Genomic DNA, 12,785 nt, shown 5'->3' on the forward strand with positions numbered 1-12,785 from the left:
CACCGACCGGCGACGGCGATCAGCGACTGACCGCGGCCACGATCCGGTCCGGCCGCACCAGCACCGAGCGCCCGGCCAGCCACCGCACCAGCTCCGGCGCCCCGAGCCCGGCGACGTCCACCACCCGCCCCGGCCAGCCGGCGGGCACCGCACCACCGGCGGTGAGCACCGCCCAGTCCGGGCCCAGGACGTCGTCCAGCCGCCTCCCGCCGGCGATCGGTGGCTGCGGCAGCAGGCTGCCGACCGGTGACCCGGGGGCCAGCCGCGCACGACGTACGAGGCGGCCGGGCCGCAGTGGCGGGGTCCGGCTGTCGGCGGCGAACGCGGCCAGTCGCGGCACCCGCCGGACCCCGGCCAGCACGGTCCGCCGCAGGACAACGGCCGCGTCCCCGCCGCCGGTCATCAGCCGGCCGAGCAGCACGGCGAGCCGGATGAGCGCGGTGGCGTGCGGCGCGCGTTCGGCCTGGTGGGTGTCGAGCAGGGCGTCGTCCGCGCCGTCGAGCACGGCGGTGAGCTTCCAGGTCAGCTGGTGCACATCGCGCAGCCCCAGGCCCAGCCCCTGCCCGATGAACGGCGGGGTGAGGTGGGCGGCGTCCCCGCAGAGCAACACCCGGCCGCTGCGCCAGCGGTCGGCCACCCGGGCGGCGAAGGTGTACTCGGCGGCGCGCACCACCGTGCAGCCGGCCGCGCCGAACCCGTCCAGCAGCGCGGGCAGGTCCAGGTCGACGGGGGCCTCCCCCGCGGCCAGCCGGAACTCGGCCCGGTAGCGGTCGCCCGCGACCGGCATGAAGGTCGCCGGCCGCACGGGATCGCACACCTGGTGCACGCCGGGCCACACGTCCAGCGGGGTGTCCGCGACCAGGTCCACCACCAGCCAGCGCTCGGCCGGCCCGAGGTCGCGCATCCACGAGCCGATCAGCCGCCGCACCGTGCTGTTGGCCCCGTCGCAGCCGAGCACCGCCGCGGCGAGCAGCACCTCCTCGTCGCCGGTGCCGCGGTCGCGCACGGTGAGACGGACCGGTCCGGCCTCGTGTTCCACGTGCAACAGCTCGACCCCGCCGCGGAGGACCGCCCGCGGCTCGGCGGCCAGGGCCGTGCGCAGCACCGCCTCCAGATCGGGCTGACTGAACATCGAGGCCTGCGGCCAGCCGTGCTCGCCCGCGCCGCGGCCGAACTCGGCCAGCGTGCGGTGGGCGCCGTCCAGCAGGCGCAGCCCGGCCATCGGCCGGCTGACCGCGGTGAATCCCTCGGCGACGCCGGCCGCCTGCAGCACCCGCAGCGCCTCGTCGTCCAGGTGCACGGCGCGCGGCTCCGGGTAGGCCGCGTGGTGCCGGTCGAGCACCAGGACGTCGACGCCGCGGCGGGCCAGCAGCAGCGCCGCGGTCACCCCGACCGGCCCGGCGCCGACGACCACGACGGTCACGCGTGCCGGCCGGACTTCCAGCGGGCGAAGACGGCGATCAGCTGGTCGTGCTCGAGCGCGGCGCCGGGCAGCTCGGCGCCGGTGGAGGGCCGGAACCCGTCCATGACCAGGGCCAGCACCCGCCGCCAGTGCTCGGGCGCGATGCCGCGGGAGCGGTCCATCACCGCGCCGACCATGATCGGCACGATCGCGACGTCGGCCACCTCGACGTCGGCGCGCACCTGGCCGCGCTCCTTGGCGCGGGCCAGCAGCGCGCCGCCGACCGGGGTGATCGCCTCGTTCGCCCGGCCGGCCAGCGACGCGGCCTGCGGGCCCAGCAGGAACTCCTGGAGCCCGCGGTCGCCGGCCTGCATCTCCAGCGTCGCCTCCAGGAAGACGCAGAGCCCCTGCCACGGGTCGTCGCCGGTGGACGCGGTCTCGGCCAGCTGCACGACCCGCTCGACCTGGTCCTCGAACAGGGCCAGCAGCAGGTCCTCCTTGCGCGGGAACCGGCGGTAGACGGTGCCCACGCCGACCTCCGCGGCCCGCGCGACGTCGTTGTGGCTCACCGCCAGACCGGTCTCGGAGAACAGCCGACGGGCGGCGGTGAGGATCCGTTCGCGGTTGCGCTCGGCGTCCCGGCGCAACCGGCCGGGCCCGTCGACGTCCATCCCCGGATCCTAGGGAGCCGTCAGCGGGAGCCGAGGACCTCGGCGGCCGACGTCCAGTGCCGGACGCCGTACCGGTCGTTGTCCACGGCCTGCAGCGTGCCGTCGCCGCTGAACATGCTGTCGAAGTACTGCATGCCCTGCCAGGCCGGGTAGAGGGCCTCGCGGTCGCGGGAGACGGCCTTGCCGACCCGGGCCATGGTGCGCAGCAGGCCGATGCCGCCGGCGTACTGCGGCTTGTAGGTCTCCCCGGTGAGCTCGGTCATCGTGCGGGCCAGGTCGCGCACCGACACGGTGCTGCCGGCGACCTCCAGCCAGCGCGGCGCGGTCGGGTCGAGCGCGGCCTCGGCGGCGAACGCGGCGGCGTCGTCCTTGGTGGTGAAGTCCAGCGGCTGGTCGGCGTCGCGCCAGTACAGGACCCGGCCGCGACCGAACAGCACCAGCGGCGCCTGGCCGGTGAGCATGTCGCCGAAGGCGCCGACCAGGACCGAGGTGGCCTGCAGCGGGGCGGCGTCCAGGCGGGTCATGAACTCGCGGCGCAGCTCGAGGTTGCGGTTGGTGCCGGCCGGGAGCCGCCGGTAGTCGGCCGACCAGTCCGAGGGGATGAACCGCGGGACGCCGGCGGCGACCGCCGCGGTGAGCAGCTGGGTCTGCGCGTCGATGACCACCGGGCGCAGCCCGCTCAGCGCCGAGACGACGACGTCGGCGCCGGTCGCGGCCGCCTGCAGCGCCGCGGCGTCGGTGTAGTCGGCCGCCACGACCTCCAGCCCCAGCGACTCGAGGTGGGCGGTCTTGGCCACCGACGCCCCGGCGCGGGTGAGCGCGCGCACGGTGGCCCCGCGGGCGACCAGCGCGGTGGCGATGCGCTCGCCGAGGTCGCCGCTGGCGCCGGCCAGCAGGACGGTGGCCATCAGCGGGTCACCCGGCTGCTGGGGCGGGTGACGACACAAGTGGACGAGCTGCTCCGGTTCACCGGGCGAACCTAGCACCAACCGGAGAGGTTGCTCCACTTGTGCCGCGCCGGCGTCAGGCGCCCAGCTGGCCGAGGTCCAGCGCGTCCGCCGGCGGGGTGATCGCGGTGGTCTCGCCGTGCCGGTCGAAGGTCAGCGTGCCGGCGTCGGTGCCGGAGTCGACGATCTGCAGCGGCACCTGCGGGTCTGCCGCAGCGACGTAGAGCGCGCTGCCGTCGGCCTGCGTGACCACCCGCACCTCCGCGCCGTCCAGCTGCTCGGTGGTGACCGCGTCCTCGAGGACGCCGTCGCTGGGGTCGCGCAGCTCGGCGGCCACGCCGGCCAGCGTCAACTGGTCCAGGGCGGCCGCCTGCTCCGGGGGCACGACGACCCACCGGCCGGCGAGCTCACCGGCCTGCTCGGCCGGGGCGCCGAACCCGGCCCAGAAGTCGGCCCCGCCCTGGAACCAGCTCGTCCCGCCCACGGTCAGCAGCTGCACGGTCTGGCCGCCGGCGGTGATCGTCCCGGAGACGTCCGCCCCCTGCAGCTGCAGGTCCAGCGTCTGCTGCTCCGCGCCCGTCCCGGTGGTGCCGGACACGTGCACCGATCCCGCGGCCTCCAGCGCGTCGGCCGCCGCGGCGGCGACCTGGGCGCCGGTGCGCGACTCCGACGTCGGCGCCGCGGACGAGCTGGCCGTCGACGAGCCGGAGGCGGCCGCCACGGGCGCGTCGTCCGCGCTGCTGCAGCCGGCGAGCAGCAGGGCCGCGAGCCCGGCGGCGAGGCCGCCGGGCAGTCGGGTGCCGAGCCGGTGTCCGATGCGCATGGGGTCTCCGTCCGTGGGGCCGGGGACGCGCTGCTCGCGCCCCGGCGCGCCCAGCATGGACACACCGGCCGGGCGCGGGTCCACCCTGCTCACCCGGGCGTGTCAGCGCCCGGCACGCTCGTCGAGCACGCCGGCGGTCAGGCAGACCAGCCCCCAGACCGCCGCGGACGCGCTCACCAGCCCCCGTCGCCGCTGCCCGGCCAGGCCGACGGCGAGCGCCGCGGCGTCGGTGAGGTCGCTGGCCACCCGCCCGGCCACCGCCCGCCGGCGCAGTGGTCCGGCCGGCGCCGTCGCCAGGGCCACCCCGAGGACGACGTCGCGCGCGCAGACCATCCGCACCAGCGCGCGGGTCGAGCGGTCGTCGTCCAGGCCGCTGGGCCGCAGCAGCGCCGCGGGCGCCACCAGGACGGCGGCGGAGAAGGCAGCGGTGGCGGTGCCGGTGAGCGCGGTCAGTGAGGGCACGGGAGCTCCTGCTCGTCGGGGCGGACCCCCATCGGAGCAGGGGCCGCCCGCACCGGCCACTCAGCCGCGGGCGGGGCGGTGCGGTGCGGCCCGGTGGGGTGCCCCGGCCCGGATGGCGTCCAGCGGGACGGCGGACCGCAGCACGGCCGGTCCCAGCCGCAGCACGCCGCCGGTGCGGGGCCGGCAGCGCACGCCACCGCGGCCGCGCATCCCGCGGTGGGCGCCGGGGGCGAGCACCAGGTCCATCCACGCGCACGGGTTGGCCGGGCGCCCGCCGTCCAGCCGCACCTCGCCCGCCCCGCAGTCGAGGCTGAACGGCTGCCCGCGCAGCGCCTCCACCTCGGCGCCACGCAGGACGACGTTGCGCCGGGCCGCGAGCGGGTCCCAGGGCCCGGCCCCGAGCTCGGCGGCGAGCTCGTCCAGCGACTCGGCGGCGAGCACGGTGACCGAGGCGTCCCGGTGGGCGGGCCGGGCGAAGTAGCGGTCACCGACGACGCCCAGGTCGGCGCGGACCTCGATGCTCGGCCGCGACTCCACGGGCAGCCCGGCGGCCGCGGCGTCGGGCCGCCCGTCGTACCGGTGGTCCGGCGCGGCGAGCAGCCCGACGACCTCGACGTCGTAGCGGTGCGGCAGGTCGGCGTCGGTCACCGGTCGGCTCTCGGTCCTGCTCCCCAGGTCCGCGGTCAGTCGGCGGTGGCCATCGCCTCGAGGTAGTCGTCGTAGCTGGCGATGACGTCCTCCAGGTCGATGACCTCGGGGAAGTCGGCGACCTCCTGGTGCCGGCGGAGGAACTGCACCGTGCGCCGGACGACGTCCTCCTCGTCGTCGCTGCCCAGCCGGTCCATCACCTCGGGCGTCACCGTCACGTAGGTGCGGACGTCCTCCAGCTCGCTGGGCTGCACCACCAGCCAGGAGTTCTCACCCTGTGCGTCGATCTCGATGTCGTCGTCGGCCATGCCCCCGCCCTACCCGCACCCACCAGGACAAACGCACGCGGCCGATCGGCCCGGCGCTCAGGCTGCCCGGTAGCCCAGGAGCAGGAGTCCCGACGGCGTGCGGGCCACGTCGACCAGCTCGAGCCGGCGCAGCTCCTCGTCGTCGGCGAAGAGCCGCCGCCCGCGACCGGCGAGGGTGGGGGCGACCACCAGCTGCAGCTCGTCGACCAGCCCGGCCCGCAGCAGGGAGCGGGCCAGGGTGGCACTGCCGTGCACCCCGATGTCGCCGCCGTCCCGCTGCCTCAGGGCGGCCACGTGCTCGGTCACCGGCCCGTCGACCACGGTGCTGTTCGCCCACGGCTGCGACAGCGGGGTGGACGTGACCACGTGCTTGCGGACGCCGTTGACGAAGTCGGCGAACGGCTGCACGTCCGAGCTCGGCCAGTACCCGGCCCAGTGGTCGTAGGTGCGGCGGCCCAGCAGGACGTCGTCCTGGCGCCCGATGACGTGCCCGAGGTGGGCGACGAGCTCGTCGTCGACCTCGAACACCCAGTCGCTCGGCTCCTCGGCGACCCCGTCGAGCGACATCAGCTGGTAGAGCACGACCTGACGCATCGGACTCCCTCTCGACGGCGTGGTGACGGGGGCAGGACCGGGCGCGGTCGCCGAACTCATCGGTGGACGGCGCACCACGGCACGCCGACGGGCGCCGTGCCGTGGTGGTCGGGTCAGGGGGGCGGCGGGTCGTCTGCCGGCGGCGGCTGCGTCGGCGGAGGTCTGTCGATCAGCACACTCGGAGGTGGTGGGCGGAGTCCGGGCGGTCGGGTGGTGCGGGTGACGCCCGAGGGTGTCGTGACGTGCAGGGTGCCGTCGTCGGTGAGCCGGAAGTGCCAGCCGCGGGCGAAGGTCTTGAGTCGGTGGTGGGAGCGGCACAGGCAGCACAGGTTGGTGCAGTCGGTGACCCCGCCGTCGGCGTGGGGGTGCACGTGGTCGAGGTCGGCCCAGCCGGTGCGTTGGCCGCAGTTGGGGAACCGGCAGCGTTGGTCGCGGGTGGTGACGAACGCGCACTGCCGGTCGGTGGGCGCGTAGGCGTCGGTCGGCGGCGGTGGTCCGAGGACCGGGCAGCTGCACGACCCGCGGTCCCGATGCTCACCGCAGGCGCGGCGAGCGAGGCGGATCAGCTCGGCGGGGGTCATGGTGGCCAGCAGCCGGCCGTCGGGGCCGGTGATGGCGTAGGTCAGGGTGCCGCCGTCGGGGGCGGTGAGGCCGAGGGCGCCGACGCGGGCCAGCAGCTCGCGCAGGTGGGCTGCGGTGATGGGCAGGCCGTTGACCTCGCCGGGCGCGGTGCTGGCGCCGGTGAGGCAGTCGAGGCCGGCGGTGATGCGGACGTCGGCGGAGACCTGCGGCAGGCCGTTGTCGGCCGCGCGCCGGATGAGCGCCGAGAGCACATGGGCGCGCAGCTGTCCGATGGGTCGTGCGTCGCCGTCGGCTTCGAGCATGCGGGCCAGCTGGTCGACGAGGTCGTGGCACTCGGCGGCCTCGTCGGTGGGCAGGTCGGCCGCCAGCGTCGCCCGGCCCTCGACCCCGCTGGGGTACACGCGGACGTCGGCGGTGCGTTCGGCGTCCTTGCGGCGCTCCTCTGCGGCAGCGGTGTCCAGCTGCAGCAGCAGCGCGGTGGCCCGGTCACGCAGGCGGTACACCGACAGGTCGCAGGCCCCGGGCAGGAGCGCGTCCTCGACCTGGCCGGCGATGTCGGCGGAGGTGTGGGCGAGCACGTCCGCGAGGGCGTCGGCCCGGCGCTCGTCGATCTCCCCGGCCTTGAGCGCGGCGAAGGTGGCGGGCAGCTTGTACCGCCAGGTCAGCGCCCGCTTCAGCCGGTGCGCGGCCGTCCCACGCCCGAGGTTCAGGACCACCGACAGCTCGGCCACGAAGAACTCGCTGACCCCCGGCTCTCCGTCCGCCGTCCAGCCCGGCCGCCGCGCACCTGGGCCGTCGGGATCGGCGGTCGCAGGACGTTGCGCGGCCAGGCCCAGGATCAGCTCGGCTTCCTCCGCGGCGTCCACGGCCCGACGGCGCTGCAGCACCCGAAGTTCGTCGGCCAGCCACTCCTGCGGCCACACCGACCGGTCAGGCAGCTCCGACCAGTCCTCGACCACCTGCCCACGGGGGCGCGGTAGGTGGGCGGTCGACGTCATGGGTCGAACATGCGTTCGAGGTACGACAGTTCTGGGCTGCCGCGGACGAGCGCCGTCTGCGCGGCGAGCTGACCGACGTCGAGGCCACCTGGCAGGAGGCGTGGGACCTGGCGCTGGCCGAGGCCCAGGGAGAGTTGCCCGAGTCTGCCGGACCGACCGTGGGGACGCCGCCGAACGGCGTCGTCCCCACGGCTGGCGCCCTCAGAGCGTCGCGGTGTCGATGACGAAGCGGTAGCGGACGTCGCTGGCGACGACCCGCTCGTAGGCCTCGTCGATCTGGTCGGCGGAGATGACCTCGACGTCGGCGCCGACGCTGTGCTCCGCGCAGAAGTCGAGCATCTCCTGGGTCTCGCGGATGCCACCGATCATCGAGCCGGCCAGGCTGCGCCGCCCGCCCAGCAGCGGGAAGGCCGGCACCTGCAGCGGCTCCTCGGGCAGGCCGACGTTGACCAGCGCGCCGTCCAGCTTGAGCAGGCCCAGGTAGGCGCCCATGTCGACGTTCGCGGAGATCGTGGAGACGATCAGGTCGAAGGTGTTGGCCTGCGAGGTGAACGTGTCCGGGTCGCTGGTCGCGAAGTAGGCGCTGGCACCCAGGCGCAGCCCGTCCTCCTGCTTCTTCAGCGACTGGCTGAGCACGACGACCTCGGCACCCATGGCGGCGGCGATCTTCACGCCGACGTGGCCGAGCCCGCCGAGGCCCACGATGCCGACCCGCTTGCCGGGGCCGGCGTCCCAGTGGCGCAGCGGCGAGTACAGCGTGATGCCGGCACACAGCAGCGGGGCGGCGACGTCGAGGCCCATGCCGTCGGGGATGTGCAGCGTGTAGGCCTCGTCGACGACGATCTTCTCGGAGTAGCCGCCCTCCGTGGGCCGGCCGTCCTTGCCGATCGCGCCGTAGGTGTCGGTGAAGCCCTTCAGGCAGTACTGCTCCTCACCGGCCAGGCAGTGCTCGCACTCGCGGCAGCTGTCGACCATGCAGCCGACGCCGGCGCGGTCGCCGACGGCGAACCGGGTGACCTCGGAGCCGACGGCGGAGACGGTGCCGGCGATCTCGTGGCCGGGGGTGAGCGGGAACAGGGTCTGCCCCCACTCGCCCCGCGCGGTGTGGATGTCGGAGTGGCAGATGCCGGCGTAGGCGATGTCGATCAGCACGTCGTGCGGGCCCAGGTCGCGGCGCTCGATGGTGGTCGCGGTGAACGGGGCGCCGGAGGAGGCGGTGGAGCGGGCGTTGACGGTCAGCACGTGGTGGGTCTCCTGGCGTGTCACGGGGGCGGGCGGGGCGTCACGGCGGACGGCCACGCTACGAGTGTCCGGGTCCGACCGGCGACCCACCGCACCGGACGCCGTCCCGTTGGGCAGGATGGCCGCATGCCGGAGACCACTGACGCGCTCGCCCTCGGGAACGACCTGCGGGCCTTCGTCGACGCCTCACCGTCGCCGTTCCACGCGGTCGCCGAGCTGGCCCGCCGGCTGCGCGCCGCCGGGTTCACCGAGCTCGCCGAGGCCGACCGGTGGGAGCTCGCAGCGGGCGGGGAGCACTTCGTCGTCCGGCACGGCAGCCTGATCGCCTTCCGGGTGGGCACCGCCCCCCTCGCCGAGGCCGGGCTGCGGCTGGTCGGGGCGCACACCGACTCCCCGACGTTCAAGGTCCGCCCGCACTCCGACGTCCGGCAGGCCGGGTACCGGCTGGTCGGCGTCGAGCCCTACGGCGGCGGGCTGTGGCACACCTGGCTCGACCGCGAGCTCACCGTGGCCGGCCGGGTCGCGCTCCGGGGCGGGGCGACGGCGCTGGTCCGGCTGCCCGGGGCGCCGCTGCGGCTGCCGTCGCTGGCGATCCACCTCGACCGCAGCGTGCGCGACGGCCTGACGCTGGACCCCCAGCGCGAGCTGGTGCCGGTCTGGTCGCGCGACCTCGGCACCGAACCGGGCCTGCGGGACGCCGTGGCGACCGCCGTCGGCGTGGCCACCGAGGACGTCGTCGGGCACGACCTGGTGCTCGCCGACACGCAGCCGGCCGGGGTCGCCGGCGCCGACGGCACGTGGGTCGCCGCGCCCCGGCTCGACGACCTGGCCTGCTGCCACTCCGGGCTCACCGCGCTGCTGGCCGCCCCGTCCGGCGCGCGCACCCAGCTGCTGGTCTGCAACGACCACGAGGAGGTGGGCAGCGGCTCGATGTCCGGCGCGCGCGGCAGCTTCCTCGAGGACGTGGTCGGCCGGCTGGTCGCGGTCACCGACGCCGGCGACGCCCAGGCCCTGCCCCGCGCCATCGCCCGCTCCCGGCTGGTGTCGGCGGACATGGCGCACGCGGTGCACCCGACCCGCTCCGACCGGCACGAGCCCGACCACCGGCCCCAGCTCGGCGGCGGCCCGGTGCTCAAGGTCAACGCCAACCAGGCCTACGCCACCGACGCGGCCTCCAGCGGCTGGTTCGCCGAGCGGGCCGCGGACGCCGGGGTGCCCGTGCAGTGGTTCGTCACCCGCGCCGACCTGCCCTCGGGCAGCACGATCGGCCCGCTGACCGCCACCCGGCTGGGCATCCCGACCGTCGACATCGGCGCCCCGATGCTGGCGATGCACTCCTGCCGCGAGCTGGCCTCGGCCCTCGACGTCCCGCTGATGGTCGGCGCCCTGACGGCCTGCTTCGCCGACTGAGCCGTCAGCCGGCCTGGCAGACGCCGGGCTCGAGGTCGGCCGGCAGCTCGCCGGCGGCGCACACGGCGTCCCGGTCGGCCGGCTGCCACGCGCCGTCGGCGTGGTGGAAGACCTGCACGACCGGCCCGGAGGTCGGCCCGGAGGTGCCGATCACCGCCCAGCTGCCCGAGCACACCGGGTCGGTCAGCCGCACGCCCGGCGCCTGGCTGGGCGACACGGCGGCCAGGACGGCGGCGTCCGGGCAGGTCGGCGCCGCCGCGGCGGCGTCGGCGGAGGGCGTGGCCGACGGGGTCGCGGCCGCTGCGGACGAGCTGGCCCCCGGCGTGGACGGCGCCGGCGCGACCGGCGGCTCCTCGCCCGACGAGCAGCCGCCCAGCAGCACGGCCACCGGCAGGGCCAGCACCAGCGCCGTCCGTCGGGGCAGGCGCGGGTGGGCGGGGGTGGTGGCCATGGCGCCAGTGTCGCCCGCCCGCTCAGCCGGCGGCCAGGACCTCGTCCAGGTGCCCCAGCGGGTCGGGCGTCCCGGCGGTGACCGCGTCGTCGAGCCAGATCCGGAACGCGGCCACCGCCCGGGCGACGAGCAGCCGGGTGCGCCAGTCGGCGGCCGCAGGCGCCGGACGGCGGGCGAGCAGCCGCTCGGTGAGCTCGCGCTCGCGGTCCGACAGCCGCACGAACGGGTTGCTGCGCACGGCCGAGGCCTCCGCGGCGACGGCGAAGTAGCCGGCCAGCCGCTCGCGGTGGGTGATCACGTGTTCGCCGAGGCTGCGCATCGCGGCGCGCAGCACCTCGGCGTCGTCCAGCTCCGGCGGTGCCGCTGCGATGGAGGCGGCGACGTGGGCGGCCATCTCGCGGGCCGGCTCGGCGAGCAGGTCCTCCTTGGTCGGGAAGTAGCGGAAGAAGGTCCGGGGCGCGATCTGCGCGGCCTCGCAGATGTCGGCGACGGTGACCGCGGCGTACCCGCGCGCGGCGAACAGCGCCAGGGCGGCGTCGACCGTGGCCGCCCGGCTGTGCGCGCGCTTCCGTTCCCGCAACCCGTCGATGCCGGCCTCCTCGCTCGACCCCCATCATCGCCGCCGGACGGCACAGCGGGACACCGGACCGAGATGGATGCAGTGAGCAACTACACAGGCGGACGCGGTCCGGGGACGACCCGAGCGACCTAGCGTGCTTAGTGGCACAAACTGCCACTTCTCACCCCGGGCCACTCCCGGGTCCAGCGTCCCCCGGAGGACCCATGTCACGCTCCACCACGGCCACGCCTGCCGCGGCCCGCACCGCCCCGGCCGGCGCGGACGACGGCTGGGACGCCCGGCAGGTCACCGCCGTCGCCATCGTCGCCGTCTGCGGCGTCCTGGTGTCGCTGACCCAGTCGCTGCTGATCCCGGTGCTGCCGGCCATCCAGCTCGACCTGGGCAGCTCGACCGGCGGCACGCAGTGGCTGCTGACCTCGACGCTGCTGGTGGCCGCCGTCGCCGTCCCGGTGTTCGGCCGGCTCGGCGACCTGTACGGCAAGCGGCTGCTGCTCACCGCCGCAGCCTCCGCGCTGACCATCGGCTCGCTCATCTGCGCGTCCAGCGACACCCTGCCCTGGCTGATCGTCGGCCGGGCCGTCACCGGCGCCTCGGCCGCCGCGATCCCGCTGGGCATCAGCCTGATCGGCTCGGTGCTGCCCGCGCACCGCCGCGGCACCGGGATCGCCCTGGTCAGCGCCACGCTGGGCATCGGCGGCGCCCTCGGCCTGCCGCTGGCCGCGCTGGTCGCCGAGCACGCCGACTACCACGCGCTGTTCTGGATCTGCGTCGTCGGCGGGCTCGTCGCCGTCGTGGGCATCCTGCTGGCCGTCAAGGAGCCCGGCCGCGCCGCGACCGGCCGGATGGACCTCCCCGGCGCCGTCCTGCTCGCCGCCGCGCTGGTCTCGCTGCTCCTCCCGCTGGCCCAGGGCAACACATGGGGCTGGGACGACGCGAGGACCATCGGCCTGCTGGCCGCCGCCGCCGTCCTGCTGGTCGTGTTCGTGCTGGTCGAGCGCCGGGTCGTCTCGCCGCTGGTCGACATCCGGGTCAACGCGCGGCCCGCCCTGCTGCTGACCAACATCGCCTCGGTCTGCGTCGGCTTCGCCCTCTTCGCGATGCTCATCGGGACGGCGTCCTACGTGCAGGCCCCGGAGGCCTCCGGCTACGGCTTCGGCTCCTCTGTGCTGGCCAGCGGCCTGGCCATGCTGCCCAGCGGCGTGGCGATGCTGCTGCTGTCGCCGGTGTCCGCGAAGCTCTCCGACCGCTTCGGCCCCAAGGTCACCCTGGCAATCGGCGGCGTGGTCATCGCGCTCGGCTTCACCTCCCGGATCGTGTTCACCGGGTCGTTCTGGCAGATCGTGGTCGGGACGACGATCGCCGGTGCCGGTACCGGGATCGCCTACGCCGCCATGCCCAGCCTGATCATGCGGGCCGCCCCGCAGTCCGAGCTCGCTGCCGCCAACGGCCTCAACGCCCTGGCCCGCAGCGTGGGCAGCTCGCTGGCCAGCGCCATCGGCGGCACCGTGCTGGCGGCCTCGACGATCGCCCTGGGCGCCCACGAGCTGCCCTCGCTCGGCGCCTACCGGCTGCTGTTCGGCCTCTGTGCCGGCGCGGCCCTGCTCGGCGCGCTCATCGCCCTCACCGTGCCGACCGAGCGCGAGCCCGCCGGGGCCTGACCGGCCGGG

The 12,785-nt window shown here is 75.9% G+C and carries 14 protein-coding genes; 2 read left to right on the plus strand and 12 right to left on the minus strand.

Going from position 1 to position 12,785, the window contains the following annotated elements; translation table 11 throughout:
- Positions 1 to 19: 19 nt before the first annotated feature.
- The 10 genes from ACGBYP_RS09945 to ACGBYP_RS09990 all read right to left on the minus strand — a co-directional run bounded on the left by ACGBYP_RS09945 (position 20) and on the right by ACGBYP_RS09990 (position 8,734).
- Positions 20 to 1,423 carry a bifunctional 3-(3-hydroxy-phenyl)propionate/3-hydroxycinnamic acid hydroxylase gene (locus tag ACGBYP_RS09945; protein WP_411583539.1) on the minus strand — a complete coding sequence of 468 codons (1,404 nt, stop codon included), beginning with the start codon at positions 1,421 to 1,423 and terminating at the stop codon, positions 20 to 22.
- Positions 1,420 to 2,073: a TetR/AcrR family transcriptional regulator gene (locus ACGBYP_RS09950; protein ID WP_411583541.1), complete on the minus strand. Its 654-nt coding sequence runs from the start codon at positions 2,071 to 2,073 to the stop codon at positions 1,420 to 1,422. Before ACGBYP_RS09950 ends, ACGBYP_RS09945 begins: the two co-directional genes overlap by 4 nt.
- 20 nt (positions 2,074 to 2,093) lie before the next feature.
- A complete protein-coding gene (locus ACGBYP_RS09955) occupies positions 2,094 to 2,981 on the minus strand; it encodes an NmrA family NAD(P)-binding protein (protein WP_411583542.1) in 888 nt (295 codons plus the stop codon).
- 115 nt (positions 2,982 to 3,096) lie between these two features.
- Positions 3,097 to 3,843 (minus strand): hypothetical protein, encoded by a 747-nt coding sequence (locus ACGBYP_RS09960; RefSeq protein WP_411583544.1) that lies wholly within the window; start codon positions 3,841 to 3,843, stop codon positions 3,097 to 3,099.
- Between the two features lie 102 nt (positions 3,844 to 3,945).
- The gene (locus ACGBYP_RS09965; protein WP_411583546.1) at positions 3,946 to 4,305 is read right to left on the minus strand and encodes a hypothetical protein; all 360 of its coding nucleotides are present in this window, start codon (positions 4,303 to 4,305) and stop codon (positions 3,946 to 3,948) included.
- Between the two features lie 60 nt (positions 4,306 to 4,365).
- Complete coding sequence (locus tag ACGBYP_RS09970; protein WP_411583548.1) at positions 4,366 to 4,953, minus strand: MOSC domain-containing protein; 588 nt, start codon at positions 4,951 to 4,953, stop codon at positions 4,366 to 4,368.
- 35 nt (positions 4,954 to 4,988) lie between these two features.
- Entirely contained in the window at positions 4,989 to 5,261 is a 273-nt protein-coding gene (locus ACGBYP_RS09975) for a hypothetical protein (RefSeq protein ID WP_411583550.1), read from the minus strand.
- A gap of 57 nt (positions 5,262 to 5,318) precedes the next feature.
- A complete protein-coding gene (locus ACGBYP_RS09980; protein WP_411583552.1) occupies positions 5,319 to 5,855 on the minus strand; it encodes a dihydrofolate reductase family protein in 537 nt (178 codons plus the stop codon).
- Between the two features lie 113 nt (positions 5,856 to 5,968).
- A complete protein-coding gene (locus ACGBYP_RS09985) occupies positions 5,969 to 7,435 on the minus strand; it encodes a DUF222 domain-containing protein (RefSeq protein WP_411583554.1) in 1,467 nt (488 codons plus the stop codon).
- 201 nt (positions 7,436 to 7,636) lie between these two features.
- On the minus strand, positions 7,637 to 8,734 hold the full coding sequence (locus ACGBYP_RS09990; RefSeq protein WP_411583556.1) for an NAD(P)-dependent alcohol dehydrogenase: 1,098 nt from the start codon (positions 8,732 to 8,734) through the stop codon (positions 7,637 to 7,639).
- Positions 8,735 to 8,803: 69 nt separating this feature from the next.
- On the opposite strand from ACGBYP_RS09990, the gene ACGBYP_RS09995 reads away from it, so the two are divergent.
- The gene (locus ACGBYP_RS09995; RefSeq protein WP_411583558.1) at positions 8,804 to 10,087 is read left to right on the plus strand and encodes a M18 family aminopeptidase; all 1,284 of its coding nucleotides are present in this window, start codon (positions 8,804 to 8,806) and stop codon (positions 10,085 to 10,087) included.
- 4 nt (positions 10,088 to 10,091) lie between these two features.
- Here ACGBYP_RS09995 and ACGBYP_RS10000 read toward each other — a convergent pair whose 3' ends face one another.
- A complete protein-coding gene (locus tag ACGBYP_RS10000) occupies positions 10,092 to 10,538 on the minus strand; it encodes a hypothetical protein (RefSeq protein WP_411583560.1) in 447 nt (148 codons plus the stop codon).
- 22 nt (positions 10,539 to 10,560) lie between these two features.
- Positions 10,561 to 11,118, minus strand: coding sequence for a TetR/AcrR family transcriptional regulator (locus ACGBYP_RS10005; protein WP_411583562.1), 558 nt, complete (start codon positions 11,116 to 11,118; stop codon positions 10,561 to 10,563).
- 203 nt (positions 11,119 to 11,321) lie between these two features.
- Between ACGBYP_RS10005 and ACGBYP_RS10010 the strand changes: the two genes are divergently transcribed.
- Positions 11,322 to 12,776, plus strand: a complete 1,455-nt coding sequence (locus ACGBYP_RS10010) for an MFS transporter (protein WP_411583564.1) — start codon at positions 11,322 to 11,324, stop codon at positions 12,774 to 12,776.
- The last annotated feature ends 9 nt before the right edge of the window (positions 12,777 to 12,785 follow it).

Origin of the sequence: Modestobacter sp. SSW1-42 (assembly GCF_046635825.1) — a bacterium.
Lineage (GTDB): Bacteria > Actinomycetota > Actinomycetes > Mycobacteriales > Geodermatophilaceae > Modestobacter.

What these genes read in the sequence shown, in the direction of transcription:
- ACGBYP_RS09950 (WP_411583541.1), bottom strand. Translation starts at nt 2,073, where the DNA reads ATGGACGTCGACGGGCCCGGCCGGTTGCGCCGGGACGCCGAGCGCAAC.
- ACGBYP_RS09955 (WP_411583542.1), bottom strand. Translation starts at nt 2,981, where the DNA reads ATGGCCACCGTCCTGCTGGCCGGCGCCAGCGGCGACCTCGGCGAGCGC.
- ACGBYP_RS09960 (WP_411583544.1), bottom strand. Translation starts at nt 3,843, where the DNA reads ATGCGCATCGGACACCGGCTCGGCACCCGACTGCCCGGCGGCCTCGCC.
- ACGBYP_RS09975 (WP_411583550.1), bottom strand. Translation starts at nt 5,261, where the DNA reads ATGGCCGACGACGACATCGAGATCGACGCACAGGGTGAGAACTCCTGG.
- ACGBYP_RS09980 (WP_411583552.1), bottom strand. Translation starts at nt 5,855, where the DNA reads ATGCGTCAGGTCGTGCTCTACCAGCTGATGTCGCTCGACGGGGTCGCC.
- ACGBYP_RS09985 (WP_411583554.1), bottom strand. Translation starts at nt 7,435, where the DNA reads ATGACGTCGACCGCCCACCTACCGCGCCCCCGTGGGCAGGTGGTCGAG.
- ACGBYP_RS09995 (WP_411583558.1), top strand. Translation starts at nt 8,804, where the DNA reads ATGCCGGAGACCACTGACGCGCTCGCCCTCGGGAACGACCTGCGGGCC.
- ACGBYP_RS10000 (WP_411583560.1), bottom strand. Translation starts at nt 10,538, where the DNA reads ATGGCCACCACCCCCGCCCACCCGCGCCTGCCCCGACGGACGGCGCTG.
- ACGBYP_RS10010 (WP_411583564.1), top strand. Translation starts at nt 11,322, where the DNA reads ATGTCACGCTCCACCACGGCCACGCCTGCCGCGGCCCGCACCGCCCCG.